This window comes from Streptomyces luteosporeus (assembly GCF_039532865.1).
Classification (GTDB): domain Bacteria; phylum Actinomycetota; class Actinomycetes; order Streptomycetales; family Streptomycetaceae; genus Streptomyces; species Streptomyces luteosporeus.
In genome coordinates, this window is sequence record NZ_BAAASL010000004.1 from 164,695 (window position 1) to 191,688 (window position 26,994).

Genomic DNA, 26,994 nt, shown 5'->3' on the forward strand with positions numbered 1-26,994 from the left:
ATCGCGCAGTTCCCCGCGCCCCTTCGGGGCGCCTAGGACGTGCGCAGGGCGACGAAGTCGCACAGGGCGTCCAGGGCCCTGCGCGCGGTCAGGGGCGGCAGGACGGCGAGTGCGGCACGCGCGTCGGCCAGCCGCTGGTGCAGGATCTCCTCGGCCCGGGCCCGGGCCGGGGCGGTGCGGAACAGCTCCAGGGCCCGGCGGTGCTCCGCCGGATCGGTGAGCGCGCCGCCGGCGAGCAGGGCGCGCAGCTCGGCGCCCTGCGCCCCGGTGTCGGCGCGGGCCAGCAGCACCGGCAGGCTGGGCACGCCGGCCATCAGGTCCTTGCCCTGTTCCTTGCCGGTGAGGGTGGCCGGGGCGGCCAGGTCGAGCAGGTCGTCGGCGATCTGGAAGGCGATGCCGAGGTGTTCGCCGTAGGCGGCGAGGGCGGCGGTGTACGGCTCGGGGGCGCCGGCCTGCAGGGCGCCGATGCCCAGGGACATCGCCAGGAGGGCGGCGGTCTTGCCCTCGGTGACGCAGAAGTAGTGCGCGACCGGGTCCTCGTCGGGGGCGGGGCCGGTCAGTTCGCGCAGTTGCCCGGCGACCAGGCGGCCGGCGGTCTCGGCGTTCAGCCGCAGCGCGTCGGCGCCGAGGCCGGCGGCGAGCTGCGCGGAGCGGGCGAGCAGCCAGTCCCCGCCGAGGACGGCGGTGCGCTCGCCCCAGCGGGCGTTGGCGCTGGGCACGCCGTGCCGGGTGGCGGCCTGGTCCATCACGTCGTCGTGGTAGAGGGAGGAGAGGTGGACGAGCTCGGCCACGACGGCGGCGACGGTGACGCCCTCGTCCCACGGTTCGCCGAACTGGGCGCCCAGCAGGACGAGCAGGGGGCGCATGCGTTTGCCGCCGGCGGCCGCGATGTGGCCGGTGAGGTCGGCGACGCGGGGGTCGGGGGCGCTGCGCACGCAGTCCTGCAGGGCCTTCTCCGCGGCGGCCAGGCCCTCGCGTATCGCTGTTTCGAATTCCTCGTCGTCGAGCGTGAGTTGCCCGAGAATACCGGAGGAACGGTGCGGCACCGGACCGGCTGCGGCGGCCGGGTCCATGTGAATCAGGCCCACGGGGAAACCCCTTTAGGAATCGTGGTGTGCTGCGCAACGATGTCGGGCTCCCCTGAACTGCGCCAAGAGAAATGGCAGGAAGATGCAACCTTTCTTCGCGCCCGCTGGAGGGGACCATTCGGCGTTTACGCTCCTGCCGACGCACATCAAGAAAGGCACGTGAATTGAGCAAGCGTTTCGCATCCGTCGTGGTGGCCGCTTCCGGTCTGGTGGCGCTCATGGGCGGCACGGCCCAGGCGCAGACGGCGCAGGGGGCCCCCGACGCGGCCGCCAAGTCCTGTGACGGCGTGAAGCTGTCCGGCACTCTGCCGGCGCCGCCCGCCGGCATGGCGGTGACCCAGCAGGTGACGATCGGCGAGGACTGCAAGCCGGTGCTGGGCCCCGTGCAGTACGTGCCCGCCTCGGGCGCGGCCGCCAAGAAGGCGGCCGCCGGGGCGAAGTCGGTGGCCGCGGCCGCGGGCACGACGCGGCAGATCCGCAGCTGGAACGAGATGTTCGACTGCTGCAAGATCCGGATGACGGGCCTGTACACGACCTCGACGGTCAACACGGCGGACGGCCGCATCACCAGCGCGTCCACCGAGGCGCGCCAGGAGTTCAACCGCGAGCCGTGGGACGCGGGCTGGTCGGTGAAGTCGGCCGACCACAAGGACGACTGCCTCACCGACTGCTCGGTGGTCAACTCCGAGGCGCATGCGGAGTTCGCCTACAAGGGCATTTTCGACGTGACCGGCAAGTGGTACGCCAACACGCACCACTCGTACGTCAAGCTCAACCCGGACGCGACCGCGACGTGCACCTTCGACGTGGACCTGCGGCACACCTTCATCGGCTGGAACTGGCAGCGCGGCTGCGAGTGATCCGATCCCAGTACGGCCGGTGCCCCGTGGCGAGTCCGCCGCGGGGCACCGGTGCGTTCCGCCTCTTCTCTCAGCACGCCCCTTCGACGATGGCCACGGCGTTGATGCCGCCGAGCCCGAAGGCGTTGAGCTGGGCGACGTTCAGCCGCTGCCCGCCGGCGGGGGTGCCGGTGACGAAGCGGAAGGGGGCGGCGGGGCCGGAGGCGGGGCGCGCCCCGACGGTGGGCGGGACCCGGCCCTCGTTGAGCGCCCGCAGCCCCACGATCAGGTTGATCAGGCCGGAGGCGCCGGAGGTGTGCCCGGTCATCGACTGCACGGCCGTCATCAGCGGGCCGCCCGCCGCGTCGCCGAGCACGTCGGCCAGGGCCACGGCCTCGGCCTCGTCGTCGCCCAGGGTGCCGTCGCCGTGCAGCATCACCAGGTCGACGTCGCCGGGGCCCACGCCGGCCATGCGGTGCGCGGCGCGCATGGCCTCGGCGATGCCGGCCGGTGAGGGCGCCGTGACGTGGTGGGCGTCGCAGTTGACGGCGACGCCGCGCAGGCGGCCGTGCACGCGCAGGGCGCCGTCGCCGGTGCGGCGCAGCACGACCGCCGCGGCGCCGTCGCCCATGGGCACCGCCCGCCCGCCGGCGGGGCGCACCCGTTCGAGCAGTCCGTACAGGGACTCGGTGAGCACGTCGACCCCGGCGACGACCACCACCTCGGGGGCGTCCTCCCCGTCCTGGCCGAGCAGGTCCAGGGCCAGGGCCAGGGCGTACAGCGAGGCCGCGCAGGTGTTGGAGAAGGTGTGCGTGACGTCGGCGTTGAAGCGGGTGCGCAGCGCGGTGCCGAAGTCCAGGCCGGAGTCGGCGAAGGGCGAGCCGTCGCGCCACCACAGTTCGAGGGAACGCAGCTCGCGCATGCCCGTGCCGACCAGGACGGGGATGCCGGCGAGGTCCTCGCCGAGGCCGGCGTCGGCCACGGCCTGGCCGACGGCGTCCAGCAGCAGCCGGGTGGCGCGCCCGGGCACGTCGCAGCCGGCGGCGGGCCGGTCGTCGACCTCGTAGGCGTGCCGGCCGCGGAAGCGGCTGCCGTCGAAGCCGCGGAACTCGGCGCGGCCGCTCAGGCCGGCGCACAGGCTCTCGAAGAGCTCGTCGACGCCGGCGCCGGTGGCCGCGACGGCCCCCATCCCGACGATGGGACGGCTCACCGGCTCGTCGCACACGGCAGTGGACACACCTTCACCCCGTTTCGGATGTACCTGTTTCGGACGTACCTGTTGCGGCTGTGCGTGGTGGTGCAGTACGTGGTGGTGCAGTACGTGGTGCGCTGTGCGGCCTCAGTCGCGGTCGCGGGCTCCCTTGGCGCGCACGGTGGCGTCGCCGAGCTCGCACGCCGCGTCGATGACGGCCCCGCGCAGCACCCGGCTGGGGGTGACGGCGAGCCGGGCGGGCGACCCTGTCAGCGCGAGGGCGGCCGCACCGCGGGTGCCCTCGGGGCGCACCGGTACGGCGATGGCGACGGCGCCGGGCACGGCGGTGTCGGGGCCGTGCGCCCAGCCGTTGCGGCGGACGAGGGCGAGCGTGGCGGCGGTGAAGCGGGCGCGGCGCAGGCCCTCGTAGAGTTCCTCGGGGTCCTCCCAGGCCAGCAGCACCTGGGCGACGGGCCCGGCGGTGGCCGGCTGGGCCGAGCCCACGGGGACGGCCTCGGCGCCGGTGAGGGGGTCGCTGGAGGCGGCGACGCAGATCTGCATGCCGCCGCGGCGCCGGAAGAGCAGGGCGTCCAGGCCGGTCAGGGCGTGCAGCCGGTTCAGGACGGGCCCCGCGGCGCGGACCAGCCGGTCCCGCTGGACCTCGGCAGCGGCGCTGCTCAGGCGTGCGCCGAGCACGAAGCGGCCCCGGGCGTCGCGGGTGAGCAGGTCCAGGCGTTCCATGGCCAGGGCGATGCGGTGGACGGTGGGGCGGGCCAGCCCGGTGTGGGCGACCATGGCCGCGAGCGTCGCCGGGCCCTTCTCGACCACGCTCAGCAGCAGGGACGCCTTGTCGAGCACGCCGACTCCGCTCACGGTCGGCTGCCGGGTCGTCGTGACGCTCATCGGGCCGGCACCGCCGCCCGCTCCAGGGCGCCGGGCCCGTCGACGCTGGTCACCTCGGTGTCCGGGACGATGCGGCGGATCAGTCCGGCCAGGGTGCGGCCGGGGCCGATCTCGACGAGCCGGCGGCAGCCGAGCTGTCCGGTGAGGGTGTGCACGCTCTGTTCCCACAGCACGGGCGAGGTGAGCTGCTGCACTCCGAGTTCGGGCCAGTCGCAGTCGCCGTCGTAAGGCCGGGCGTCGGCGTTGGCGACCACGGGCAGGTGCCGGGGGGCGAAGCGGGCGGCGCGCAGGGCGCCGCTCAGGGTCGCGGCGGCGGGGGCCATGTACGGGCTGTGGAAGGCGCCGCCGACGGGCAGGGCGAGCATGCGGGCGCCGACGACGGGCGCCTTGGCGGCGACGGCCGCGACCCCTTCGGGGGAGCCGGAGACCACGGTCTGGCCGGGGGCATTGACGTTGGCAACCCACACGTCGGCGCCTTCCTCGCGCACCTCGCGGACCATGGCGACGGCCTCGGCCAGGGGGGCGGCGACCAGGACGCCCATGGTGCCCTCGCGGTGCCGGGCCGCCTCCCGCATGGCCCGGCCGCGGGCGGCGACCAGGGCGGCGCCCTCGGCGACGGTCAGGGCGCCGGCGGCGGTCAGGGCGGTGTACTCGCCGAGGCTGTGCCCGGCCAGGGCGGCCACGGGGCCGGCGAGGAAGCCGGTGCGCACGGCCTCGGCGTGGGCGATCAAGGAGACGGTGAAGACGGTGATCTGGGCGAGGTCGGTGCGCCGCAGGTGCTCGGCCGGGGTGGCCAGGAGGAGTTCGGGGAGGTCCTCGCCGGTGACGGCGGAGATCTCCGCGGTGAGCTCCCACGACGGGGTCTCCCGCCAGGGCTCGCCCATGTTGTGTTTCTGTGTTCCCTGGCCCGGGAACACGAGACCGATCGGCAGCTGATTCATGGAACGCCCTCCACTGGTTCTTCCCGCTGGTGTTCCGCCGAAAGGCACGGGGGCCGGATACGTGCGTCGCCGGAGTATCCGGCCCCCGTGCGCCGACGGCATAACGGGGGAATCAGCCGCCGGGGAAGGAAGGCGGCCCTTCGGGCGTGCTCGGTGTGCACGGCGTCCGCGGGGCGTCGCTCTCCCTTTCCTGACGGGTCATACAACTGGCCGGTGCTCTCCCGCGGCAACGTCCCTTTCAGGAAGATGCCAGCGCACAGGAAGCTGCCAGTGCTTACCTGCGGTTGCCGCCGAATTGGCTGCCGGCGGGCGGCAGCAGGCCCAGTTCGGCGGCGCGCACGCCGGCCTGGAAGCGGGAACTGGCGCCGAGCAGGGCCATGATCTCGGCGACGTAGCGCCGGTAGGTGCGCACGGAGACGGCCAGTTCACGGGCGGCGACCTCGTCGGTGACCCCGGCCCGCAGGGCGCCGAGCACCTGCCGGGCCAGGGCGGCGCGGTCGCGGTCGCCGAAGACCAAGGGTTCGCCCGCGGGCACGGCGTTGGCCCACACGCTCTCGAAGAGGGTCTGCAGGGTGTGCAGCACCTCGGGCAGCCGGATCACCGACGCCCGCCGTCCGACGGCCGACTCGGCCACCACGAGGGCGGCCCGGCCGTCGACGACCAGGGCCTGCAGGGGCGGCACCCTGGCCACCCGGATGGCCACCGGCCGTTCACGGGCGAGTTGTTCGCGCACGAACTCCTCGTCCAGCAGGGCGGGCGAGCTCAGCAGCCGTACGGTGATGCGCTCGGTGGCGCCGTAGATCAGGCCCCGTTCCGAGCGGCCGGTCTGCTCCTCGGCCGCCAGGTGCCGGGCGTGCACGATGTCGATGCTCTCGCGCGCACCGCGGATGAGTGCTTCCGCGGTGTCGAGGACGACGCCGTAGTCGTTGTCGACGACGGTGATGAGCTGTTCCTGGAAGCTGCGGTCGCGGTGGATGGCGACGGTCGACTCGATCAACGCCTGTACCTGGAGCAGGGCATGCTCCAGTTCGTCCTCTGCACTGCTGGACACGTCCTGCTCTCACCATCCGTTTTCTCGTGTGCCCGTCGGCGTTTCCCTTGCGGCGGACGCTGCTCACTCCGACAGCAGACCGGCCTCGACGGCCCGTACGCCCGCCTGGAAGCGGGAGTTGGCGTCCAGTTCGCGCATGATCTCGGCGACGTGGCGCCGGTAGGTGCGCAGGGAGACGTTCAGTTCCCGGGCGGCGGTCTCGTCGGTCTTGCCGGCGCGCAGCCGTTCGAGGATGCTGCGGGCGAGCTCGGTGCGCAGGCGCGGGCTGAGCCGCAGGTGGTCGGTCAGGTCGCGGCCGCGGGACCAGGCACCGGCGAAGAGCAGTTCCAGGGCGCGGACGGCGGCGGTGTCGTTGACCACGGCGGCCTGTTCGCGGCCGGCGGCGCCGGCGCGGACGAGGGCGGTGGTGCCGTCGACGATGAGGACCTCGCGCAGCTCCCGCTCGGAGACGCGGGCCTCGACGCGGTTCTCCGGGAGCCGGCCGAGCCGTTCGAGTGCGCTGTCGGGGGCCTCGGCGGTGCACAGCACGCGTACGGAGACCCGGGGCGGGAGCGCTGCGAGCGAGCGCAGGACGGCGTCGGCGAACTCCCCGGCGCCGGTGAGGGCGACGCAGACGGTGTGCCGGGCGCGCCCGATGAGTTCGTCGAGGGAGTGGCCGATGAGTGCGGCGTCGGTGTGCTCGACGGCGGAGGGTGCGCCGGCCCGTTGCCGGTACAGGGAGACGGTGGATTCGATCAGGGCGCGGGCCTGGAGCAGTGCCTGTTCCAGGTGGGCGGCGTGCTCCTCGTCCACCGTGGCCGGTGCGGCCGTCCCGGCGTCCGGCCCGCGGACGCCCGATGGTGGTTCAACTGTCAAGCCTGTCATACGTCCCCCTCGCGTGCCCAGGCGCTCCCGTCGCCGCAGCCGCGCGTGGACGCCGCAGTGCCGTGGTGCGGACTCGGCGGGGAACGTTTTCCCACCCCTTTACGCAGACAACCGGAATGACGGCTTTTCGCTTCGGGCGGCGGCAACGAGAAGATCGTCTTGATCTGGGCAGACATTAGTTCGCATTGCGAGACCCAGTCAACGAGCCATCATGGGGATGGCCGGATTCCGGTCAGTGAAGCAGGTTTTCCCAACGTTCCCACCAGCCTCTCCCATCCCCACTGACAACAAGCTGCACGGCACCCTCGGAAGCGGTACCTCCCCTTGCCGGTTGGGTCACGAGGCGTCGAACACCCCACCACACACCGTGACTTCACTGTCCGGTAAAGGCCATCCACATGCTGATACTGGCCGCGTGTCGCCTACAGTCGCGGTGTGACCACGACACCGCCGCAGTCCACAGCGGCCCGGCGAAGTCCGCGGAACCGCAGGCCCGAGGAGGGCCCATCCGGTCCGGTGGTGCGGAATCAGCGGCAACACACCGATTGATTCAAGCCACATTCGGAATTCAACCAGTGGCCATTTTCGGTTCCTTCCGGAGTAGTTGACCAAAGCAATCACCGGAAGAGCACTTCCTTCGACGTCGCGCGGGACCCGCACGTCCCGGCGCGCCTTGAAGCAACGGGGAAAACATGACAACTGCACACCCGCGGAGCGTCGCCGACCTGCTCCTCGACGCGGCACGGCACCATCCCGACACGGGGATCCGCTACTGCTCCGGCGGCGCCGGGGCCGAGTACCAGGACCAGACCCACGTCCAGCTGCTGGACGACGCCACTCACCTGCTGGACGGGCTGCGCGCCCGCGGCCTGCGCCCCGGCGACCGGGTCGCCCTCGTCCTCGAGCGCCCCCGCGACTTCCTCACCGCCTTCTGGGCCGCCGTGCTCGGCGGCTTCGTCCCCTGCCCCCTGGTTCCGCTGCGCGGCGACGCCGAGCGCTGGGCCGCCCAGCTGGCGCACGTCACCGCGCTGCTCGACGGTCCCCTGCTGATCGCCGGTGACGACCTGGCCGCCGAACTGCCCGCCGTGGACGGCCTGGTGGCCGTCCCCCTGAGCGCGCTGCAGGCCACCGGCGAGGGCCACCGCCCCGCCGCCGGCACCCCCACCCCGTACGCCGCCGCCCCCGATGACACCGCGGTGCTCTTCCTGACCTCCGGCTCCACCGGCGCGGCCAAGGCCGTGATGCTCAGCCACGCCAACCTGCTGGCCTCCATGGCCGGCAAGAACGGCCACCACCGCCTCGGCCCCGCCGACACCACCTTGAACTGGGTCTCCTTCGACCACGTGGCCGCACTGCTGGAGTGCCACCTGCTGCCGCTGTCCACCGGCAGCCGCCAGCTGCACGTGCCCGCCCCCGTGATCCTCGGCGAGCCGCTGGAGTTCCTGCGCCTGGCCTCCCGGCACCAGGTCACCATGACCTTCGCGCCCAACTTCCTGATCGGGCTGCTCACTTCCGCCGCCGAGCGCCTCGACGCCCGCGGCGAACGCCTCGACCTGGGCCGGCTGCGGCACATCATCAGCGGCGGCGAGGCCGTGGTGTGCGCCACCGGCGAGGCGTTCCTCGCCCGGTACGCGGCCCACGGGCTGGCCCCCGACGCGCTGTGGCCGGCCTTCGGCATGACCGAGACCTGCGCCGGCAGCGTCTACTCCCGCGACTTCCCCGCCGTCGACCGGGGCAGGGAGTTCGCCTGCCTGGGCACCCCCGTCGAGGGCCTGCGCCTGCGCATCGCCGGCGAGGACGACGAGGCGCTGCCCGACGGCGAGACCGGCGAACTCCAGCTGGCCGGCCCGATGATCACCCCGGGGTACTACAACGACGAGCGGGCCACCCGCGAGGCGTTCACCGCCGACGGCTGGTTCCGCAGCGGCGACCTGGGCCGCCTCGACGACGGCCGGCTCACCCTGGTCGGCCGCAGCAAGGACAGCGTCATCGTCAACGGCGTCAACTACTTCAGCCACGACATCGAGGCCGCCCTCGAACGGCTCGACGGCGTCGCCGCCTCCTACGTCGCGGCCTTCCCGCTGCGCCCGGCCGGCAGCGACACCGAGCAGCTGGTGATCGCCTTCCACCCGGAGGTCCCCGCCGGGGACCCGGGCGCGCTGTACCGCGTACTGATCGCCGTGCGCAGCACCGTGGTCATGCACTGGGGGTTCCGCCCCGCCCTCGTCCTGCCGCTGCCCGCGCAGGCCTTCCCCAAGACCAGCCTGGGCAAGATCCAGCGCGCGCTGATGCGCCGCCGGCTGGAGTCGGGGGCCTACGCCGCCGAGCAGCGCGCGGTCGCGGAGCTGACCGAGCGCATGCTCGGCGGGCACACCGAGCCCGAGGGGCGCACCGAGCGGATCCTGGCGGAGATCTACGCCGAGCTGTTCGGCACCGAGCCCGCCGCGGTCAGCGCCACCGCGAACTTCTTCGACCTCGGCGGCACCTCGCTCGACCTGCTGCGGCTGCGCGCCAAGGTCTCCCAGCGCCTGGGCGTCGCCGGGCCGGAGATCATCACCCTGCTGACCGCCCCCACCGTCCGGGCGCTCGCCGCCCGCCTGAGCACGCCGGAGCAGGCGGCCGGGCAGGCGTACGACCCGGTGGTGCCGCTGCAGACGTCCGGCGGCGGGACGCCGCTGTTCTGCGTGCACCCGGGGGTGGGCGAGGTCCTGGTCTTCGCCAACCTCGCCCAGTACTTCACCGGTGACCGGCCCTTCTACGCCCTGCGGGCCCGCGGCTTCGGCGAGCACGAGAAGCCCTTCGCCACCTTCGAGCAGATGGTCGACACCTACGTGGACGCCATCCGCGCCCGGCAGCCGCACGGCCCCTACGCGCTGGCCGGCTACTCCTTCGGCGCCGCCGTCGCCTTCGAGATCGCCAAGGTGCTGGAGGCGGCCGGCGAGCGGGTGGACTTCCTCGGCAGCTTCAACCTGCCCCCGCACATCAAGTACCGCATGAACGAGCTGGACTTCCCCGAGACCGCCGCCAACCTGGCCCTCTTCCTGGACCTGGTCGACCGGCGCACGGCCCGGGAGCTGCCGGGCACGCTGCGCGGCCTGCCCCGGGAGGAGCAGACCCGCCGCATCCTGCAGCTCGCCCCCGCCGAGCGGCTCGCCGAACTGGACCTCGACGAGGAGCGGTTCGGCACCTGGGCGGAGCTGGCCGACGCCCTGACCGACCTCGGCCGCGGCTACGAGCCCGGCGGGCGCGTGCGCTCCATGACCGTCTTCTGCGCCGTCCCCCTGCGGGGCACCAAGCAGGAGTGGGTGGAGCGGGAGCTGCGCCGCTGGGACGACTTCACCACCGGCCCCAACCGCTACCTCGACATCCCCGGGGAGCACTACACCCTGATGGGACCGCGGCACGTCGCCGCGTTCCAGTCCATCCTGCGCCGGGAGCTCGACCGCGCCCTGGCCGCCGCCGACGCCGACCGCATGGGGCAGCCCGCATGAACCTCTCCGCACTCACCGGTACCTCCGCACTCACCGGCAAGAAGATCCTGATCACCGGCGGCACCGGGCAGGTCGCCCGCCCCGTCGCCGAGGCCCTCGCCCGGCACAACGAGGTGTGGTGCCTGGGCCGCTTCGGCACCCCCGGCGTGGCCCGGGAGCTGACCCGGCAGGGCGTGACCACCTGGTACTGGGACATGGCCGACGCCTCCCCCGACGCCCTCAAGGGCGTCCCGCAGGACTTCACCCACGTCCTGCACTCCGCCGTGCACCGGGGCGAGGACGGCGACGTCACCGCCGCCGTCGAGATCAACGCGGTGGCCACCGGCCGCCTGATGACCCACTGCCGCACCGCGGAGGCGTTCTTGTACGTCTCCACCGGCGCCCTGTACGCCCGCAGCACCCTGGACCACGCCTACACCGAGTCCGACCCCATCGACGGCGTCGCCGACTGGCTGCCCGCCTACCCCGTCGGCAAGATCGCCGCGGAGGGCGCGGCCCGTGCGTTCGCCCGCGTCCTGGGCCTGCCCACCACCATCGCCCGGCTGAACATCGCCTACGGCCCCGGCGGCTACGGCGGCGTGCCGATGCTGTACTTCGCCCGCATGCTCGCCGGCGAGCCCATCGCGGTGCCTCTGACCGGCCAGAACTGGTGCTCGCCCCTGCACACCGACGACCTCGTGGCCCAGGTGCCGCACCTGTGGCGGGCCGCCGGCATCCCGGCCACGCTCGTCAACTGGGGCGGCGACGAGGCGATGGGGATGACCGACTGCGTACGTCATCTGCAGGAGCTCACCGGCGTCGATGCGCATCTCGTGCCGAGCGCGGTCACGCGCGAGACGTACCGCTTCGACCCCACCCTGCGCCGCTCGCTCACCGGCCCGTGCACGGTCGGCTGGCGCGAGGGGATCCGCAGCACCCTCGAAGCCCTGTACCCGGGGTACGTCCGCAGCCTCGCGACCGCCGGCTAGGAGGAAGGCCACCCATGTCACCCCTGTCCTCGTCCGAGAACCTCGCACTGGTCCGCGCGGCCTACGCCGCCCATCGCGACCGTGACCTCGACGCCTTCCTCGGCGTCTTCGCCCCCGACGCCGAGTGGGTCCACCCCGACGGCATGGCCGACTACGGCCTGGGCGGGACCCAGCGGGGCCACGCCGGCATCAAGGAGTTCCTCGCCCGCGTCCCGCAGCACGTCGGCGGGATGGTGCTCGACCCGCAGGAGTTCATCGTCTCCGGCGACCGCGTCGTCGTCCTGGGCCTCCGGGACGTGACGAACAAGCGCGGCCGCACGCGGACCTTGAAGTTCCTGCATGTGTGGACCGTCCGTGACGGCAAGGCGGTACGGATGGAGGACGTCTTCGACACCGTCGCCTTCCAGCGCCTGCTGCAGGAGTGACCGCCCGCGGACCGGTGCCCGGCCGCAGGGGGCCGGGCACCGGTCCGCGGCGCGGAGACGTCACTTCTGCCTGTGGGAGAGCTGCACCAGGATCGTCAGGACGGCCAGGGCCAGGATGAGCCACAGGCCCGGGTAGAGCATGTCCAGCTCGGTGCCCGGCAGGATCGTCGCGGTGACGACGGCGAGCCCGAAGGCGCCACCGACCTGCAGCGAGCTGTTGAGCAGTCCGGCCGCCAGGCCCTGCTCCTCGTCCGGCACGCCGTTGGTGCCGGCGACCATCAGCGTGGCGATGCTCAGCGCGAAGCCGACGCCCCACAGCACGGAGGCGGGCAGCAGCACGCCCCACAGGTTCGGCTCGGAGCCGATGAAGAGCATGAGCACGTAGCACGGGAGGAAGGCCAGGAGCCCGGTCATCAGCACCTTGGTGACACCGAACCGGTCCATCAGCGCGCCCAGCTTGGGGCCGATGACGACCACCATGAGGCCCGCCGGCAGCAGCACCAGGGCCATCTGCCACGGCTTCCAGCCCATCAGGTCCTGCAGGTACAGGCCGAGGAGGAACTGGAAGCCCATCGCACCGCCGTACAGCACGCCGATGCTGATGTTCGCGGTCACCAGGCCCCGGTTGCGGAAGAGGTCGAGGCGGATCAGGGGCTCCTTGACGGTGCGCTCGATCAGCAGGAAGCCGCCGAGCAGCAGCGCGGAGAGCACGTACCCGCCGATGGTGCGCCACGACGCCCAGCCCACCTCGGCGGCCCGGACGGTGGTGAAGACCAGCGTGAGGGTGCCGCCGACCAGGGTGACGGCGCCGCCGAGGTCGAGGCGCTGCCGCTCGGTGCGCGGGGGGTCCGGCGGCAGGATGCGCAGGGCGCCGAAGAGCATGAGCAGGGAGAGGGGGATCGGCAGGATGAAGATGGAGCGCCAGTCCAGTGCCGCGAGCAGGCCGCCCACCAGCAGGCCGGAGGAGTAGCCGGACGCCTCGAAGACGTTGAAGATGCCGAAGGCCTTGTTGCGCTGCGGGCCTTCGGGGAAGGTCGTGGTCAGCAGCGACATGGCCGCGGGGGCGGCGAAGCCCGCCGCCATGCCCTTGACGAACCGCGAGACGATCAGCAGGGTCGAGTCGTCGGCGAGGGCGCCGAGCGTGGAGACGACCGCGAAGGCGGCCATGGCCAGCACCAGCACCCGCCGGCGGCCGAAGAGGTCGGCGACGCGCCCGCCGAGCAGCAGGAAGCTGCCGAAGGCCAGGATGTAGGCGCCGGCCAGCCACTGCGCGGTGCCCGCGCTCATCCCGAACTCGCTTTGGATCTCGGGGATGGCCACGACGATCATCGAGACGTCGAGGCCGTCCAGCAGGATCACCCCGCTGAAGATGAGCAGTGAGACCCATAAGCGGGCCGACCACCGCACGGGGCCCTGGAGCCCCGGAGCCGCTGCCTCGGGAGCCGCCAAGGCCTCGCCTCCCGTTTTCTGTTCACTCGGAGCCGAGCTGCCCGACATGTGGGACGTCCTCTCCCCATAGACTGATCCGGAGAGCGCACAACAACCCGCGTCCGCGATAGTTGCGCGCGCGTTATTTTTCAGGAGCCTGATGTTGGCGCATCCAGGCAGACTTTCGCAAGGGGGTGTCGGGCCCGATGTCGATCAACGACGACTCAGCCCTGGCCCGCGCGCAGGGTTGGCGCACGCTGGCCGCACTGCACGCGCGGATCGAGGACGCGCTCGAACGGGCGCTGCAGCGTGAACACGGCCTGTCCGTCAGCGAGTACGGGGTCCTGGAGACGCTGTCGCAGGAGGGCGGCTACCGCCTGCGGATGAACCAGCTCGCCAAGGCCGTGGTGCTCAGCCAGTCCGCCACCACCCGGCTGGTGACCCGGCTGGAGCAACGCGGCCTGCTGGAGCGGTACATCTGCGAGGAGGACCGCCGCGGCATCTACACGCGCGTCACCGCGGACGGCCACGCCGCGCTCGACCGGGCCCGGCCGACCCACGACGCATCGCTGGCCGAGGCCCTGGAGGGGGCCGGAGCCCTGCCGGAACTGGCGCCGCTCGCCGACGCCCTGACGTCCCTTCCCCTGCGCGCCACCGACTGACGCGACGCGGCCCGTGGCGACACCGGCCCGGCCGCGGGCCGGTGGCCGCCGACGGAGCATAGCCCATTCCCCGCGCCATTACCGGCCCGTATTCACGACCCTGTCTGACGTATCTTCCGCGACCTGACAGATCGTCGTTCCATTCCTCCTGGCCCCGCCCCGGCTGTGGTTAGCATCGCCCGACGGACAGGGCAACGGCAATCCGTTCCCGAATCCTGCCGCGCCCCCGGACTTCCTTCCGCCGGCGCACGTCCGTCCTTTTCCGAGCCCAGAAGTCGGCCATTGATGCGATGCGGAGATGCGGAATGCGGCTTGCGCAAATGATGGCGAGTGTATTGGAGCGCTACGCGGAGCGGCCCGCCCTCGGCGAACGCGCCAAGGAATTCGTGACGGACCCGGCGACCGGCCGCGTCTCGCTGCGCCTCCTGCCCCGGTACGAGACGACCAGCTTCGCCGAAGTGCTGGGCCGCGTACGGGCCGTGGCCCGCGCGTGGCACCACCACCGCGAGCACCCCCTCGCACCCGGCGAGCGCGTCGCCCTCCTGGGCTTCGCGAGCGGCGACTACGCCACCGTCGACCTGGCCTGCGTCCACCTCGGCGCGGTCACCGTACCCCTGCAGACCAGCGCGCCCATGCCGCAGCTGGAGGCGATCGTGGCGGAGACCGAGCCCTTCATGGTCGCCTCCAGCCTCGAACGCCTGGACGCCGCGGTCTCCTTGACACTGAAGAACGCCTCCGTCCGGCGCCTGGTGGTCTTCGACTTCCACGAGCAGGTCGACGCCGACCGCGAGACGCTGTCGGCCGCGCGCGAGCGCCTGGCCCGGGCCGGCCGCGACGTGCCCGTCGACGTCCTGCCGGACCTCGTCGCGCGCGGCGCCGGTCTGCCCGACGCCCCCTTGTACACCCCCGCGGACGACGACGATCCGCTGGCCATGCTCGTCTACACCTCGGGCAGCACCGGAACGCCCAAGGGTGCCATGTACACCAACCGGCTGGCCGCGGCGATGTGGGGCGGCGCGTGGGCGAAACTCTTCTCGGACGAGCACGCGATCACCTTCCATTACATGCCGATGAGCCACGTCGCCGGGCATTCCTCCCTCAAAAACACGATGGCCCGCGGCGGCATCACCTATTTCACGGCGAGCAGCGACCTTTCGACCTTCTTCGAGGACATCGCGCTGGCCCGGCCCACGGAGTTGTCCCTGGTGCCGCGCGTCTGCGAAATGCTCCACCAGAAATACCGCAGCGAGCTCGACCGGCGGGTGCTGGCCGGCGCCGACCGCGAGGCGGCCGAGGAGGAGGTCAAGGCGGAGATGCGCACCGCCGTCCTCGGCGGCCGCATCGGCTGGGCCAGCTGCGGCTCGGCGCCCCTGTCGGCGGAGCTGGCCGCGTTCGTCGAGTCCCTCCTGGGCATCGAGCTGCACATCATCTACGGCTCCACGGAGGCGGCGGCCGTCTGGGTCGACGGCGTGCTGCTGCGCCCGCCGGTGACCGACTACAAGCTGGCCGACGTGCCCGAGCTCGGCTACTTCCGCACCGACTCCCCGCATCCGCGCGGCGAGCTCCTGCTGAAGACCGAGGCCCTGGTGCCCGGTTACTACAAGCAGCCCGAGCTGTCCGCCGGGATCCTCGACGAGGACGGCTACTACAGGACGGGCGACATCGTCGCGCAGACCGGCCCCGACCGGCTCGCCGTCGTCGACCGCCGCTCCAGCGTGCTGAAGCTCTCGCAGGGCGAGTTCGTGGCGACCGCGACGCTGGAGGCCGTCTTCGCCGCGAGCCCGCTGGTGCGGCAGATCTTCGTCTACGGCAACGGCGAGCGCTCCTACCTCCTCGCGGTGGTCGTCCCCACCGCCGAGGCCCTGGCGGAGGCGGGGGCTGCGCCGGAGAGCCTGGAGCAGCAGCTGAGCGCATCGTTCCAGCAGATCGCCAAGGACGCGGGGCTGAACTCCTACGAGGTCCCGCGGGGCCTGCTGATCGAGACCGAGCCCTTCGGCCAGGCCAACGGCCTGCTGTCGGACCACCGCAAGCTGCTGCGGCCCCAGCTGCTGGAGCGCTACCGCGAGCGCCTGGAGGAGCTGTACGTCCGGACGGCCGAGCGCGAGGCCGAGGAGCTGCTGGAGGTGCGCCGCGGCGCCGCGGACCGGCCCGTACTGGAGACGGTGCAGCGCGCCGCCCGGGCGCTGCTGGGCACCTCCACGACCGAGGTGGGCCCGGCGGCCCGCTTCCGTGACCTCGGCGGGGACTCCCTGTCGGCGGTGTCCTTCTCCGACCTGCTCCAGGAGATCTTCGCCGTCCGGGTCCCGGTCGACATGATCATCAGCCCGGCGTACGACCTGCAGCAGCTGGCCAACCACATCGAATCCCGGCGCGCGGCCGGGAGCGAAAGGCCCACCGCGGCCTCCGTGCACGGCGCGGACGCCACCGAGGTCCGCGCCGCGGACCTGACGCTCGAGGCGTTCCTGGACGCGCCGACGCTCGCCGGCGCGAGCGGGCTGCCCCGGCCCTCCGGGGAGCCCCGGCACGTCCTGCTGACGGGGGCCAACGGCTACCTCGGGCGCTTCCTGTGCCTGGAGTGGCTGCACAAGCTCGCCGCCACGGGCGGGAGGCTGACCTGCGTGGTGCGCGGCAAGGACGCCGCTGCGGCCCGCGAGCGGCTCGCCGGCGCCTTCGCCGGCGGCGACGCCGGCCTCGTGCGCGCCTTCGAGGCGCTGGCCGGGCACCTGGAGGTCGTGGCCGGCGACGTCGCCGAGCCCCGGCTGGGGCTGGACGAGGTGACGTGGCAGCGGCTGGCGCGCGAGACCGACCTGATCGTCCACGCGGGCGCCCTGGTCAACCACGTCCTGCCGTACCACCACCTCTTCGACGCCAACGTGCTGGGCACCGCCGAGCTCGTCCGGCTCGCGCTGACCGAGCGGATCAAGCCGTTCACCTACATCTCCAGCGTGGCCGTCGCCACCTCGCTGCCCGGGAAGGGGGCCCTCGGCGAGGACGCCGACGTGCGGACCGCCCTGCCCGTCCAGCCGGTCGACGGCGGGTACGCGGCCGGGTACGCCACGAGCAAGTGGGCGGGCGAGGTCCTGCTGCGGGAGGCCCACGACCGCCACGGCCTGCCCGTCACCGTCTTCCGGTCGAACATGATCCTCGCGCACAGCCGGTACGGCGGGCAGCTGAACGTCCCGGACATGTTCAGCCGCCTGCTGTTCAGCGTCATCGCCACCGGCCTGGCCCCGCGCTCCTTCTACCGCTCGGACGCCGGCGGCACCCGTCCGCGGGCCCACTACGACGGCCTGCCCGTCGACTTCACCGCGGCGGCCGTCGTGGCCCTCGGCAGCACCGCCGCCCCCGGTTACCGGACGTTCAGCCTGGTCAACCCGCACGACGACGGGATATCCCTCGACACCTTCGTCGACTGGCTCCAAGGCGCCGGCCACAGGATCACGCGCATCGACGACCACGGCGACTGGCTCACCCGCTTCGAGGCCGCCCTGCGCGCACTGCCCGAGGCCCAGCGCCGGCACTCGGCGCTGCCGCTGCTGCACGGCTTCGCGCAGCCCGAGGAGGCCGTCGCCGGTTCCGTCGTCCCCTCCGACCGCTTCCGTGCCGCCGTACGGGCCGCGGGGCTCGGCCCCGGCGGCGACATCCCGCACCTGACGCCGTCCCTCATCGCGAAGTACGCCGCCGACCTGGAGCACCTGAAGTCCGCCTGAACCGCACCCGACCCGATCGCACAGGGAGAGCCATGCAGTCCGCCGAGCAGCACACGGAAGACTTCGCCGACCGGTACCGCCTCGGGCGCAAGCTCGTCGAGGAACTGGGCGGCGCCGACGGCCCCGGGCCCACCGCCTTCGACCTCCTGGGCAAGCAGTGGGACGTGGTCCCCGGGACGTACGCGCCCCACCCGGGCACCGGCACCGAGTGGTACACCACCGCCATCCCCTACCCCTCCGGCGGCCGCTTCCTGGAGATCGGCTGCGGGGCGGGCGTCACCGCGATCTGGGCGGCCCTGCACGGCTGCGCCGAGGTGACCGCGACCGACATCGTGCAGAGCGCGGTCGATTCCACCCTGCTCAACGCCGCGCGGCACGGCGTCGCGGACCGCGTACGGGCCCTGCGCAGCGACCTGTTCGACGAGCTCGGCCCGGACGAGCGCTTCGACGCCGTCTTCTGGAACTGCAGCGTCTTCGAGGCCCCGGCCGACTTCGAGTTCACCCGGGACTTCGAGTGGGCGATCTTCGACCGGGGCTACTCCGCCCTCGGCCGCTACCTCTCCCAGGTGCACGGGCGGCTGCTGCCCGGCGGCCGGGCGCTGGTCACCTTCAACAGCTTCGGCGACGCCGACCGGATCACCGGGGTCGCCGCGCAGGCGGGCACCCGGCTCGCGCCCCTGGGCACGGCCGACCGGGAGCTGGCGGGCGAGCAGGTCACGTACAAGCTCTTCGAGGTCCTGCCCGCCTGACGCATCCCCCGGCACTGCGGCCCCCGGCGCACGCTCGTGTGCGCCGGGGGCCGCAGCCGTTGCCTCAACTGCCCTTCACCCCGCTGAAGTCGACCGCGAAGGCCTCCTCGCCGTCCTGCGTGCCGGTGACGCGCACGGCGTAGCGGCCCGGCGCGGCCGCCGGCAGCGGTGTCGCCTCGATGCGGCACGGCCGGTCGAACTCGACGTACTTCCGGTAGCTCGCGGCGATCCTCAGGGTGACCGGGGTGACGGGCGCGAGCAGCGCGTGGGCGGCCTGGTCGGCGGCCTCCAGCAGGGCCAGCCCCGGTACGTGGTCCACGGGGTGGTCGAACAGCGCGGTGTTGGCCGTGTCGTTGCGCAGCAGCCAGCGGTGCGGCGCGTCCCCGGGGGCGAGGACGACGTCGGCGGCCGAGGCCCGTCCGGCGAGGCCGGCGGATATGGGCTCGGGCAGCGGCCAGGAGCCCCAGTCGACGGTCGCGTGCGAGCCGCGCACCCGCGCGTAGACCCGCGGCGGGATCCAGCGGAATTCGGTGTGCGCCCGGGCCGCCGTCACGCCGTCGCGCAGGATGTGGAAGCCCATGCGCAGGCTCCGGGCCGCGCTGCGGTTGTCGACCGGTTCCGCGACGGTGACCTCGACCGCGAGCGCGGACGGCCGTTCGGGTGCGCGCAGGCCCGGGGCGACGGTGAACTCCAGGGTGCTGAGCATCGTTTGGTGCGTGAGCGGGACGCCGTAGGCGCCGTGCGCGACGACCAGTCCGGTTTGCCGGACGGTCTGCGCGAGCACGCGCGGGTCGTACGGAAGGGGTCCGCCGGCCGCGGGCCAGCGGACGGCGAGGGCGAACTCGTGGGCGCCGGTGGGTTCCCAGTCGGTGACCAGGAGGGATTCCGGGCGTCTGAGGTGTGCGTACGCCCCGAGGAGCGCCTGCGACGGTGGCGTGGAGGACTGGGCTTCCACAGTGGCCGGTGGTTCCAGAGTGACGTCGGGCAAGGCCCCCCCCTAGGTGTGCCAGGTCTGCGCAACTCCATACCTTGGGCTGTTAAAGTACCGGCCCTCCGGTCTGTTTTGACCTTGAGTAAGTGTGAGTTCAAGCACTAGTAAAGGAATGTCCAGGAGGCGTGCGGTGCCGAGGCAGGAGCGGGCGATCCAGACCCGCCGAATCATCCTTGAGACGGCGGCCGAGATGTTCGACCAACTCGGGTACGACGCCACGACCATCGGCGGCCTCATCGACCGGACCCGGCTCACCCGCGGTGGACTGTACTTCCACTTCACCTCCAAGGAAGAGCTGGCCCGTGCCGTGCTCGACGAGGCGGTGACCATGGAGGGACTCGCCCCGCAGACGTTCAAGCTGCAGGAGTGGGTGGACCTGGCCCTGCTCCTGGCCCACCGCCTGCCCAGGGAACCGCTGCTCAGCGCCTCCATCCGGCTGTCCGTCGACGTCAAGGCGCGCGGCATGTTCGGCACCCGCTGGCCCGACTGGATCGCCGTCGGCCAGGACCTGCTCACCGCGGCCCGCGAGCGCGGGGAGTTGCTCGTGCACGTCGATCCGCAGGAGACGGCCCGGATGTTCGTCGCCGCCTGGACCGGCATACAACTGGTCACCGAGACCCTGCCGGACGGCGACCTGTCCACGGAGGTCTCCGGCTTCCTGCGGCTCACGCTGCCCAACATCGCCCGCCCCGGGGTGCTGGCGAAGCTGGACACCTCCCCCACGCGCGCGGCGCACCTGCTGGCACCGGAGGCCGGCTCCCCCGCGACCGGGCGCCCCTGACGCCCGCGTGGCCTGAATGGTTCGGTCCCTCATGGCAAAGTCCCGGTATAAATAAACAGGACGTGAGTCCGGTTTTTCGGGGCGCCCGGGGTCTTCGGCACCGGGCGGCACGGCGTTCCGTCCACCCGCCGGGTGGCGGGCAACGGGGGGTTACACGATGCCAGACCTGGGTGGACGCACGCGCGCCGCGGCCGGGATGCACGCACCGGCGGCCCTGGACGACGCGCTCGGCCGGCACCTGTTCGCCTCGCTGCAGCGCAGCGGGCAACGGGCAAAGGCCGAACAGTACGTGCGCGGCCTGCTGTCGGTGCCCGGCCGCAAGACGCTGCGCAGCATCGCCGCCCAGTTCGACGGTGCGGCGGCGCAGCAGAGCGTGCACCACTTCATCAGCGCCTCCCCCTGGGAGTGGACGCCGGTGCGACACGCGCTGGCCCGTCACGTGCACCGGACGCTGGCGCCCGAGGCGTGGGTGATCCGGCCCACCCTGATCCCCAAGGTCGGCTCGCACTCCGTCGGCGTGGACCAGCAGTCCACGCCGTACGGCAGCGTCAACGCCCAGCGGGCGGTGGGTTCCTGGCTGGTCTCGCCGCGGGCCGCCGTGCCCGTCGACTGGCAACTGCACCTCTCCGAGCGCTGGATGGCCGATCCGCTGCGGCGGCGCGCGAGCGTTCCGCAGGACGCGGCGGTGTGCAGCACCGAGGAGTGCGTGCGCGAGACGGTCGTCAGCATCCTCGGCATCGACGGTGGACTGCGCCTGCCGGTCGTCGTGGACATCCCCGGACTGGACGGCGCGTCGACCGCGCGCTTCCTGTCGTCGCTGGGGCTTCCGTTCCTCGTGCGCGTGGGGCGGTCGACGCCGTTGCGGCTCGACCGCGCCGAACTGCCCCGCTACGGCGACCTGGAGCGCACCGCCGGGGACCTCGCCGAGTTCCTCCCGCGCCTGCGGCGGCGGGTCGACCCCGGTGACGGCCCCACGACGACGGCGGCGATACCGGTGGTGCCGGCGCCCGCGGAGGTCGAGGGGATGACGCTGCTGTGCGAGTGGACCGCGGCCGGCCGGCGGCGGCTGTGGCTGACCAACACCGCCGCCCCCTCCCCCGTTCCGGCGCTGCGGCTGACCCGGCTGCCGGACGTCGTCGTGCGCGACTTCGCCGCCGTCTCCGAGCGGGTGGGGGTGCGGGACTTCGCCGGACGCTCGTTCCCCGGCTGGCACCGGCACATCACGCTCGCCTCGGTGGCCCATCTGGTGGTGGTGGCCACAACAACAGAACTACCGTCCGGTAACTTGACACTCTCCTAGGACGGACAGTGGTCACCCCGGGCACCGGTCCTTACTGTCGGGCGCAGGCTCCCCAGCACCGACACGGGCCACGGGGGTGAAGGAATGACAGGCCGTCCCGCACGGACCTGAGCCATTCCGGCAATGGCCACGCATTCGGCCCGGGCAGGAGTGAAGAGAACCCATGCTCAATCCCGACCTGCGCCTCGCGCATCCCGCACCACGCATTCCGGCGTCCGCCCTGCGGTCCGGTTCCCAGGACGCGGTCCTCGCCGAACTCTCCTCGACGCTGTTCACCTCCCTGACGCGCAGCGACCAGTGCCGAAAGGGAATGCAATACATACGCGGTCTGTTGCGGACCCCGGGGCGCAAGTCCGTCCGCAACATCGCGGCGACGCTGGCCGGCGAGCAGGTGTCCGAGCAGAACCTCCACCATTTCATTTCCGCTTCCACCTGGGACTGGGTCCCGTTGCGCCGGGCCCTCGCCCACCACCTGACCGGCGCCTTCCCCCCGCGGGCCTGGGTGGTGAGGACAATGATCATCCCCAAGACCGGACGGCACTCCGTGGGCGTCGACAAGCACTACTTCCCCAACCTGGGCCAAGTGCTCAACGCGCAGCGCGCCGTCGGCGTCTGGGCGGCCTCCGAGGACGTCAGCGCCCCCGTCAACTGGCGGCTGCACCTGCCCAAGGCGTGGCTCAAGGACGACATCCGGCGCAGCCAGGTCTCGATCCCGGACGCCGCGGACGTCGAGACGCTCACCGAGTGCGTCATCGAGGCGTTGCGGGAGACCTCGGCGGAGTGGGAGCTGCCGCTGCGGCCGGTGGTGCTGGACGCCTGCGAGGCGCACACGGCGACGATGTTCGAGCGGCTCGGCGCCGCCGGCGTGCCGCTGCTGATGCGCATCCGGGGCGACCTCCTCCTCGACGTGGCGGACGCCGCCCTGCCCGTCCGGGGCCGCCGGGCGCTGTCCGCCCAGCAGATCATGGGCCTGGCCAAGGACATGCGCCGGCCGCTCGTGGAGGCCGAGCGCGCCGGCGGCGCGGCGCGGCCCCGGCGGTTCGCCGCCGCCGTCCGCGTCGGGCTGCCGCCGCTGTCCCCGGCCGCCGCCGCGCGCGAGCAGCTGGTGCTGCTGGGTGTCGGGGAGGAGGGCGGCCCCTGGCCCGGGGGCCTGTGGCTGACGAACCTGACCACGACCTCGCCGGCGTCCCTGGCCCGGCTGACGCGCCTGACCCGGAAGGTGGACCAGGACTTCACCGAGATCGCGGACCGGGTGGGGATCCGGGATTTCACGGGCCGTTCGTTCGGCGGATGGCACCGGCACGTCACCCTCGCCTCGGCCGCCCACGCGGTGGTCGCCCTCGCGAACGGCAGTTAGGCGACCTTTCCCCGGCAATTCACCCCGCAATTCCCCCGGTTCTGCAGGCAGACGGTTCTCGCACCGTCTGCCTGCTGCTTTTTCGGGGCCCGTGCGGGGCCCGTTGCGACATGACGGACTGCCGTCCACCTGACAAACACCCGCGCACCTGACGCATGCCCGGTCACTTGACGCATGACCGGTCACCTGACGCATGCCGTATCACCTGACGGAGTACGGCCGGCCCGCTTGGCGCCCCGCGTCCTGTCGAGGAGGATCGCGGTCGCGGCGGGTTCCCGGCATTCGCCCCCGCGCGCGTCCTTCCCTTCCGTCCTTCCTTCCCGTCCTTTCCTGCGATTTCCCGGTTCACCGCCCTCCGAGTGCGGCTGTTTCACCGACCCTTTCGCGATTGGAGAAAACAGTGGACGACGCCGTTCCCGGCATCCGGTACGAACAGGCGCTGCAGCAGCCGCCGTGGGAGGACGCCGAGCACGTCCGGCAGGTGCGCAAGGAGCTGGCGATGCGCCCGCCGCTCGTCGGCGCCGGCGACGTGGACGTGCTGCGCGCCCAGCTGGCCCGCGTCGCCGCGGGAGAGGCCCACGTCGTCCAGGCGGGCGACTGCGCGGAGGACCCCGCGGAGTCGACCCGGGCCGCCGTGGCCCGCAAGGCGGGGCTGCTCAACCTGCTCGCCGGCGCCCTGCAGCTGGACACGGGCCGGCCCGTGGTGCGCGCCGGCCGGATGGCCGGCCAGTACGGCAAGCCCCGCTCGAAGGCCACCGAGCGCGTCGGCGGCGCCGACCTGCCCGTCTACCGGGGTCACATGGTCAACGGACCGGAGCCCGACCCCGCCGTGCGGCGCCCCGACCCCGAGCGCCTGCTCGCCGGCTACGAGGCCGCCCGCGCGGTCATGGGCCACCTCGGCTGGCACGGCCCGGGCGGGCCCGCGCGCATCGGCGCGCCCGTGTGGACGAGCCACGAGGCGCTGCTGCTCGACTACGAGCTGCCCATGGTCCGCCGGGACGAGCGGGACCGGCTGCTGCTCACCTCCACGCACTGGCCCTGGATCGGTGAGCGCACCCGGCAGGCCGACGGGGCGCACGTGCGGCTGCTGGCCGCGGTCGCCAACCCCGTGGCCTGCAAGGTCGGTCCGCGCACGACCCCCGGCGAGCTGCTGGCCCTGTGCGAGCGCCTCGACCCCCGCCGCGAGCCCGGCCGGCTCACCCTCATCGCGCGGATGGGCGCCGGCACCGCGGCCGGGCACCTGCCCGCGCTCGTCACGGCCGTCCGCGCCGCGGGCCACCCGGTGATCTGGCTCACCGACCCCATGCACGGCAACACCGTCGCCACCCCGGAGGGCTTCAAGACCCGTTTCCTCGCCACCGTGGCGCGCGAGGCCGAGGAGTTCCGGGGCGCGGTGCTGGCCGCGGGCGGCGTCGCGGGCGGGCTGCACCTGGAGACCACCCCCGACGACGTGACCGAGTGCGTGCACGGCGCGGAGCAGGCCGGCCGGGTGGGCGAGCGCTACACGAGCTTCTGCGACCCCCGGCTCAACCCCGCCCAGGCCCTGTCCGTGGTCTCCGCCTGGTGGGCGGCCGGCCGGACGGCCCCGGCCGCCGCCGCCTGACCCGGCGCACCGCCCCCGGCCCCCGGGCCCCTGCCCCCGACAGCGAAGGAGAGCACCGCCATGGCCGGCATACCCCCCATCGAGCCCTACCCCCTGCCCTCGGCGCGGGACCTGCCCGGCAACACCGCCGCCTGGAGCGTGGATCCGCGGCGTGCCGTGCTGCTCGTGCACGACATGCAGCGCTACTTCCTGCGGCCGTTGCCCGCCGCCGTCCGCGACCCGCTCGTGCGCAACGCCACCGCCCTGCGCGAGAGGGGCGCGGCGGCCGGCCTGCCCGTCGCGTACACGGCGCAGCCCGGCGGCATGACCGACGAACAGCGCGGTCTGCTCAAGGACTTCTGGGGGCCGGGCATGCGCGTGGATGCCGCCGACCGGCAGGTCGCCGAGGTGCTGGCGCCGCGCGGCGACGACATGGTGTTCACCAAATGGCGCTACAGCGCCTTCTTCGGCTCCGGCCTGCTGCGCTGGATGCGCGGGCGCGGCCGCGACCAGCTCGTCCTGTGCGGCGTGTACGCGCACGTGGGCGTCCTGATGACGGCGGTCGAGGCGTTCACCAACGACATCGAGACCTTCCTGGTGGCGGACGCCGTCGCGGACTTCTCCGCCGAGCACCACCGGATGGCCCTGCAGTACGCCGCCGAGCGCTGTGCCGTCGTCTGCACGACGGACGCCCTGCTGGCCGGGCTCGATGCGCAGGCCGCGATGGAGGTGGGCGCGTGACCGGCACCCCCGGGGCGGCCGCGGACCTCCTCGCGCGCGTCCTGTCCCCCGACCCGCCCGCGTTCGCCCTGCTCCACCGCCCCGAGGCGACCGGCCCCGGGCACCTGGACGTCCTGGTCGGCGAGATCTCCACGCCGGCGGCGCTCGCCGACCTCCCCCTGCCCGGGCAGGCCCCCGGCGGCGGTGCCCGGCACGAGCTGCTGGCGCTCGTGCCGTACCGGCAGATCGCCGAGCGCGGCTTCGCCTGCGCCGACGACGGCGAGCCGCTGATCGCCATGAGCGTCACCGGCCAGGGCCTGCTGCCGGTGCCCGAGGCGCTGCGGCGCCTGCCGGACGTACCGATCACGGTGTCCGGCGGCCGCTTCGACGTCGACGACGACGCGTACGCCGAGACCGTCCGCCGGGTCGTCGCCGACGAGATCGGCCGCGGCGAGGGCGCGAACTTCGTCATCAAGCGCTCGTTCGTCACCGACATCACCGGCTACACGCCGCACAGCGCCCTGTCGTTCTTCCGGCGCCTGCTGCAGGGCGAGTCCGGTGCGTACTGGACGTTCGTCGTCCACACCGGCTCGCGCACCTTCGTGGGCGCCACGCCCGAGCGCCATGTCAGCCTCACCGGCGGCACCGCCGTGATGAACCCCATCAGCGGCACCTACCGCTACCCGCCGGCGGGGCCGGACCTGCAGGGGGTCATGGACTTCCTCGCCGACCGCAAGGAGGCCGACGAGCTGTACATGGTCGTGGACGAGGAGCTGAAGATGACGGCCCGGTTCTGCGACGCGGGCGGCCGGGTGGTGGGGCCCCGCCTCAAGGAGATGGGGCGCCTGGCCCACACCGAGTACGTCATCGAGGGCCGCAGCTCCCGCGACCCGCGCGCGATCCTGCGCGAGGCCATGTTCGCCCCCACCGTCACCGGCAGCCCACTGGAGAGTGCGTGCCGCGTCATCGGCCGGTACGAGCCGCAGGGCCGCGGCTACTACAGCGGCGTGCTGGCCCTCGTCGGCCGCGACGCGCACGGCGAGCGGGCCATGGACTCCGCCATCCTCATCCGCACCGCCGACATCGACGCCGGCGGCCGGGTGCGGATCGGGGTGGGCGCCACGCTCGTCCGCCACTCCGACCCGGCCTCCGAGGTCGCCGAGACCACCGCCAAGGCGGCCGGGCTGCTCGCCGCCCTGCGCGGCGAGCCGGCGCCCGCCGCGCCGGCGGACGGCCCCCTCCGCTTCGGCGGGCACCCCGACGTGCGCGCCGCCCTGGAACGCCGCAACGCGACGCTCGCCGGGTTCTGGCTCACCGAGCAGCAGCGGCGGCACCGTCCCGATCCGGCGCTGGCCGGCCGCCGGGTGCTGGTCGTGGACGCCGAGGACACCTTCACCTCGATGATCGACCACCAGCTGCGCTCGCTGGGCCTTGCGGTGACGGTCCGGCGCTTCGACGAGCCGTACGCCTTCGACGGCCACGACCTCGTCGTGATGGGCCCCGGCCCCGGCGATCCCCGCGCCACGGACCACCCCAAGATCGCCCACCTGACCTCGGCGATCGACACCCTGCTCCGCGAGCGGCGGCCCTTCCTCGCGGTCTGCCTGAGCCACCAGGTGCTCGGGCTGCGGCTCGGCCTGCCGCTGGAGCGCCGGGACGCCCCCAACCAGGGCGTCCAGCGGGAGATCGACTTCTTCGGGGCCCGCGAACGCGTCGGCTTCTACAACACCTTCGCCGTCCGCTCGACCGAGGACAAGACCGAGCCGCCGGGCGTGGGCGTGGTCGAGATCAGCCGGGACACCGGTACGGGCGAGGTGCACGCGCTGCGCGGCCCGCACTTCGCCTCCCTGCAGTTCCACGCCGAGTCGGTGCTCACCGAGGACGGCGTCCGGTTGATCGGCTCGCTCCTGACCGAGGTCCTGGAACGGGCCCGCCTCTGAAAAGGTGCCCGC

21 protein-coding genes are annotated in these 26,994 nt (G+C 73.1%); 13 read left to right on the forward strand and 8 right to left on the reverse strand.

Translation table 11 applies throughout. The annotated features are described in order from the left end of the window. Nucleotides 1-32: 32 nt before the first annotated feature. Nucleotides 33-1,088 carry a polyprenyl synthetase family protein gene (locus tag ABD361_RS06460; RefSeq protein WP_344433797.1) on the reverse strand — a complete coding sequence of 352 codons (1,056 nt, stop codon included), beginning with the start codon at nt 1,086-1,088 and terminating at the stop codon, nt 33-35. 164 nt (nt 1,089-1,252) lie between these two features. Here ABD361_RS06460 and ABD361_RS06465 point away from each other — a divergent pair, with 164 nt between their 5' ends. Further along, nucleotides 1,253-1,948: a hypothetical protein gene (locus ABD361_RS06465; protein WP_344433798.1), complete on the forward strand. Its 696-nt coding sequence runs from the start codon at nt 1,253-1,255 to the stop codon at nt 1,946-1,948. Nucleotides 1,949-2,018: 70 nt separating this feature from the next. Here ABD361_RS06465 and ABD361_RS06470 read toward each other — a convergent pair whose 3' ends face one another. From ABD361_RS06470 to ABD361_RS06490, 5 genes are all read right to left on the reverse strand, one after another. Continuing rightward, entirely contained in the window at nt 2,019-3,137 is a 1,119-nt protein-coding gene (locus ABD361_RS06470) for a beta-ketoacyl synthase N-terminal-like domain-containing protein (protein ID WP_344433970.1), read from the reverse strand. Nucleotides 3,138-3,266: 129 nt separating this feature from the next. Continuing rightward, nucleotides 3,267-4,022 carry an IclR family transcriptional regulator gene (locus ABD361_RS06475; protein ID WP_344433800.1) on the reverse strand — a complete coding sequence of 252 codons (756 nt, stop codon included), beginning with the start codon at nt 4,020-4,022 and terminating at the stop codon, nt 3,267-3,269. Continuing rightward, the gene (locus tag ABD361_RS06480) at nt 4,019-4,963 is read right to left on the reverse strand and encodes an ACP S-malonyltransferase (RefSeq protein ID WP_344433801.1); all 945 of its coding nucleotides are present in this window, start codon (nt 4,961-4,963) and stop codon (nt 4,019-4,021) included. The genes ABD361_RS06475 and ABD361_RS06480 overlap by 4 nt, the downstream gene beginning before the upstream one ends. A 274-nt stretch (nt 4,964-5,237) precedes the next feature. After that, nucleotides 5,238-6,014, reverse strand: a complete 777-nt coding sequence (locus ABD361_RS06485; protein WP_344433803.1) for a LuxR family transcriptional regulator — start codon at nt 6,012-6,014, stop codon at nt 5,238-5,240. Nucleotides 6,015-6,077: 63 nt separating this feature from the next. Further along, nucleotides 6,078-6,878 carry a helix-turn-helix transcriptional regulator gene (locus tag ABD361_RS06490; protein ID WP_344433805.1) on the reverse strand — a complete coding sequence of 267 codons (801 nt, stop codon included), beginning with the start codon at nt 6,876-6,878 and terminating at the stop codon, nt 6,078-6,080. 692 nt (nt 6,879-7,570) lie between these two features. Here ABD361_RS06490 and ABD361_RS06495 point away from each other — a divergent pair. From ABD361_RS06495 to ABD361_RS06505, 3 genes are read left to right on the forward strand one after another with little or no spacing between them, the layout of a single operon-like run. Further along, on the forward strand, nt 7,571-10,369 hold the full coding sequence (locus ABD361_RS06495) for an alpha/beta fold hydrolase (protein WP_344433806.1): 2,799 nt from the start codon (nt 7,571-7,573) through the stop codon (nt 10,367-10,369). Next, nucleotides 10,366-11,337 (forward strand): NAD-dependent epimerase/dehydratase family protein, encoded by a 972-nt coding sequence (locus ABD361_RS06500; protein ID WP_344433807.1) that lies wholly within the window; start codon nt 10,366-10,368, stop codon nt 11,335-11,337. Before ABD361_RS06495 ends, ABD361_RS06500 begins: the two co-directional genes overlap by 4 nt. 14 nt (nt 11,338-11,351) lie before the next feature. Next, entirely contained in the window at nt 11,352-11,762 is a 411-nt protein-coding gene (locus tag ABD361_RS06505; RefSeq protein WP_344433808.1) for a nuclear transport factor 2 family protein, read from the forward strand. A 60-nt stretch (nt 11,763-11,822) separates the two neighbouring features. Here ABD361_RS06505 and ABD361_RS06510 read toward each other — a convergent pair whose 3' ends face one another. After that, nucleotides 11,823-13,121: an MFS transporter gene (locus ABD361_RS06510; RefSeq protein ID WP_344433809.1), complete on the reverse strand. Its 1,299-nt coding sequence runs from the start codon at nt 13,119-13,121 to the stop codon at nt 11,823-11,825. A gap of 275 nt (nt 13,122-13,396) precedes the next feature. On the opposite strand from ABD361_RS06510, the gene ABD361_RS06515 reads away from it, so the two are divergent. The 3 genes from ABD361_RS06515 (at nt 13,397) to ABD361_RS06525 (ending at nt 18,311) form a co-directional block, all read left to right on the forward strand. Continuing rightward, complete coding sequence (locus ABD361_RS06515) at nt 13,397-13,852, forward strand: MarR family winged helix-turn-helix transcriptional regulator (RefSeq protein WP_344433810.1); 456 nt, start codon at nt 13,397-13,399, stop codon at nt 13,850-13,852. Between the two features lie 281 nt (nt 13,853-14,133). Beyond that, complete coding sequence (gene car, locus ABD361_RS06520) at nt 14,134-17,562, forward strand: carboxylic acid reductase (RefSeq protein WP_344433971.1); 3,429 nt, start codon at nt 14,134-14,136, stop codon at nt 17,560-17,562. 32 nt (nt 17,563-17,594) lie between these two features. Then, entirely contained in the window at nt 17,595-18,311 is a 717-nt protein-coding gene (locus ABD361_RS06525) for a methyltransferase domain-containing protein (protein ID WP_344433811.1), read from the forward strand. 64 nt (nt 18,312-18,375) lie between these two features. Here the strand turns inward: ABD361_RS06525 and ABD361_RS06530 are convergent, their stop codons facing one another. After that, complete coding sequence (locus ABD361_RS06530; RefSeq protein WP_344433812.1) at nt 18,376-19,299, reverse strand: ScbA/BarX family gamma-butyrolactone biosynthesis protein; 924 nt, start codon at nt 19,297-19,299, stop codon at nt 18,376-18,378. A gap of 133 nt (nt 19,300-19,432) precedes the next feature. On the opposite strand from ABD361_RS06530, the gene ABD361_RS06535 reads away from it, so the two are divergent. From ABD361_RS06535 to ABD361_RS06560, 6 genes are all read left to right on the forward strand, one after another. Continuing rightward, a complete protein-coding gene (locus ABD361_RS06535; protein WP_344433814.1) occupies nt 19,433-20,083 on the forward strand; it encodes a ScbR family autoregulator-binding transcription factor in 651 nt (216 codons plus the stop codon). Nucleotides 20,084-20,240: 157 nt separating this feature from the next. After that, nucleotides 20,241-21,383 (forward strand): IS701 family transposase, encoded by a 1,143-nt coding sequence (locus tag ABD361_RS06540; RefSeq protein WP_344433815.1) that lies wholly within the window; start codon nt 20,241-20,243, stop codon nt 21,381-21,383. A gap of 163 nt (nt 21,384-21,546) precedes the next feature. Beyond that, complete coding sequence (locus ABD361_RS06545; protein ID WP_344433816.1) at nt 21,547-22,740, forward strand: IS701 family transposase; 1,194 nt, start codon at nt 21,547-21,549, stop codon at nt 22,738-22,740. 400 nt (nt 22,741-23,140) lie between these two features. After that, nucleotides 23,141-24,343, forward strand: a complete 1,203-nt coding sequence (locus tag ABD361_RS06550) for a 3-deoxy-7-phosphoheptulonate synthase (protein ID WP_344433817.1) — start codon at nt 23,141-23,143, stop codon at nt 24,341-24,343. Nucleotides 24,344-24,403: 60 nt separating this feature from the next. Continuing rightward, nucleotides 24,404-25,063 (forward strand): isochorismatase family protein, encoded by a 660-nt coding sequence (locus ABD361_RS06555; protein ID WP_344433818.1) that lies wholly within the window; start codon nt 24,404-24,406, stop codon nt 25,061-25,063. Further along, the gene (locus ABD361_RS06560) at nt 25,060-26,982 is read left to right on the forward strand and encodes an anthranilate synthase family protein (protein ID WP_344433819.1); all 1,923 of its coding nucleotides are present in this window, start codon (nt 25,060-25,062) and stop codon (nt 26,980-26,982) included. Before ABD361_RS06555 ends, ABD361_RS06560 begins: the two co-directional genes overlap by 4 nt. The last annotated feature ends 12 nt before the right edge of the window (nt 26,983-26,994 follow it).